Source organism: Shewanella sp. SG44-6, from assembly GCF_014164185.1.
Lineage (GTDB): Bacteria > Pseudomonadota > Gammaproteobacteria > Enterobacterales > Shewanellaceae > Shewanella > Shewanella vesiculosa.
The window spans coordinates 1-2,032 of sequence record NZ_JACJER010000249.1; the positions used below are offsets into that span (position 1 = coordinate 1).

At 36.0% G+C, this 2,032-nt stretch carries 3 protein-coding genes; all 3 read right to left on the reverse strand.

What is annotated here, in order from left to right; genetic code table 11:
• Window positions 1–677: hypothetical protein (locus H5185_RS21830; protein WP_404948472.1), on the reverse strand; the 677-nt coding region annotated here is incomplete at its 3' end.
• A gap of 66 nt (window positions 678–743) precedes the next feature.
• Window positions 744–1,700, reverse strand: coding sequence for an AAA family ATPase (locus tag H5185_RS21835; protein WP_182743226.1), 957 nt, complete (start codon window positions 1,698–1,700; stop codon window positions 744–746).
• Window positions 1,701–1,851: 151 nt separating this feature from the next.
• Window positions 1,852–2,032 (reverse strand): hypothetical protein (locus tag H5185_RS21840; RefSeq protein WP_182743228.1); only part of this gene is annotated, 181 nt, incomplete at its 5' end.

The window sequence follows — 2,032 nt, forward strand, 5'->3', positions numbered from 1 at the left end:
TTTAGTTGATTTGAAACAACTTGATGAACCGGAAGATCAGAATGGACAAGATAGCTCAGGCGATTCAGATGATTCAGATAGCTCAGGCGATTCAGATGATTCAAATCAACTAAAAACTTAACAGCTAGATTTAAAGTCTCCTGTGAATCCACACAATTAACAGCTTCATCAGCATAACGTTGGCAAAGTATAGAAATACTTTGGGTAACGAATGTTGAAACATTTTTTAAGGCATAATGAACTACATGGCCACAATTCTTTAAACCAACTAACAAGGTATAAAGGTAAATATCACCAATATCACCTCGAGGCGTTAATTGTTCAAAATGTGTCAATAAATCCTTATATCCTTTTTTATAAATATAAAATCCACCCTGAAATTCATTCTGTATTTTCCGATCTATTCGAATGTCCTCTAAAACATTAAATGCTTGTAGGAGACTATGACTCAGAGTTGAACTTAGGACTTCAAAGTTGGTGTAACGCAAGTGAGCATGTTCATGAATAAATGAACCGTACATACGCTCTGGTGTACCAACTTTAATTTTTATAAATTTACCATTAGTGCAACTAGTGTCTGCCGAAAAAAGAATGTTAATTTTATCTTCAGTTTGCTGTAAACACTTCTGGATAATATGCATACTACTTAAAAAAGTAGTCATTTGAATTTTGTTCATAACTCACTCCGAAAAAGAGAGCTATAAAACCCCTAAAGGAGTTTAAATAACTCCCAAAGGGATAGATTAAAAAGCAGGTTGTAACCACTGTTCACCGAAAGCTAATTCAGCAAGCAAAGTAAAAGTTTGTTTATCTTCAAGCTCACAGGCATTAAGAAAAACAATATCAAATACTTCAGCTATTGAAAAATCCTTCATCAAAGATTGCATACGCACCCAATCAACCATAATCCTAGTTGAAAGAGCAGAAAATACTCTATGTTCACTACTGTCATCTGCGTCTAATGCATTTCTGCAATGTTCAGCGAAGCGAGCCATCATTCTAAGTACTTTCGATTTAATCTTTGGAGCTTCAGCAAGTAAAATCTCATATTCAACTTCTGGAGCTGGATATTTCGATTCTAACCACATAAACCGGCGTCTTACAGCTTCATCTAATGACGAAGTTGATTGATAACGACCAGTAAGGTCACCACAACCGTTAGTTTGGCATGTTGCTACCAAACGGAATAACGGATGTGGGGTTATAACTCTACCTTGCTTTTCTAATGGCAAACCTTTGTATTCCATTAAAGGATGCAAGGCTGCTAAAAAGTCTAATGACCCTTTATCCATTTCATCAAGTACTAGCATAGCTCCCATTTCAGCGGCTTGTGCTGCAGCTGAAAGTTCGTGATGAGTATTCCCATTACGCATAACTAGACCTGATTTAACAGACTCCGGTTTGAGTGACTCACTAACTGAAACAATAACCATAGGCCAATTTAATTTGTCGCAGATGTAAGTCCAAAACTCTGTTTTACCTGTACCCGTCTCACCAAATAATGAAAAGCTTGTATTCCGTTTAGGTGCAAACATCCATGTTAAAGCGATATTTAGCATCCGTGGGCAAGGCTTATAGTTCTTATTGCAAGTTGGTACTAAAGGCGAACGAGTTGATAGTCGAGCTATTTTTCTCCCTTCAAAACCTAAACCAGGAAAAACTAGATCACCAGCAACTAACTCAACATTTACATTTTGCATAACTAACTCCAAAAGGCTTGTCCAAGGCCAAAATTTTAAAATGAACACACAGGACAAACTTCTGGATATCAGAAGGTGTGTTCAAAGAATTAACCTTCTGATAAAAATTTTGCCAAATGGCAAAAAATTTACCATTTGGGTTTAAAAATACTTAACCGAAAAAAGCACCAAACAAATCAAGTTCTTGATCTGAAATTTGTGTTGGGCTTACTTCGGGTACCAAATCTTCTTCTATTGAAATATTTGATTGATTAACATGGTCAGAGACAACATGTTTTGAACCATTTTCAACATCAGTTTTAGTATTGGGTTTGGCTGAATTAACTTCAGAA

Coding starts and splice junctions, on each gene's coding strand:
- H5185_RS21835 (WP_182743226.1), bottom strand. CDS start 1,700: ATGCAAAATGTAAATGTTGAGTTAGTTGCTGGTGATCTAGTTTTTCCT.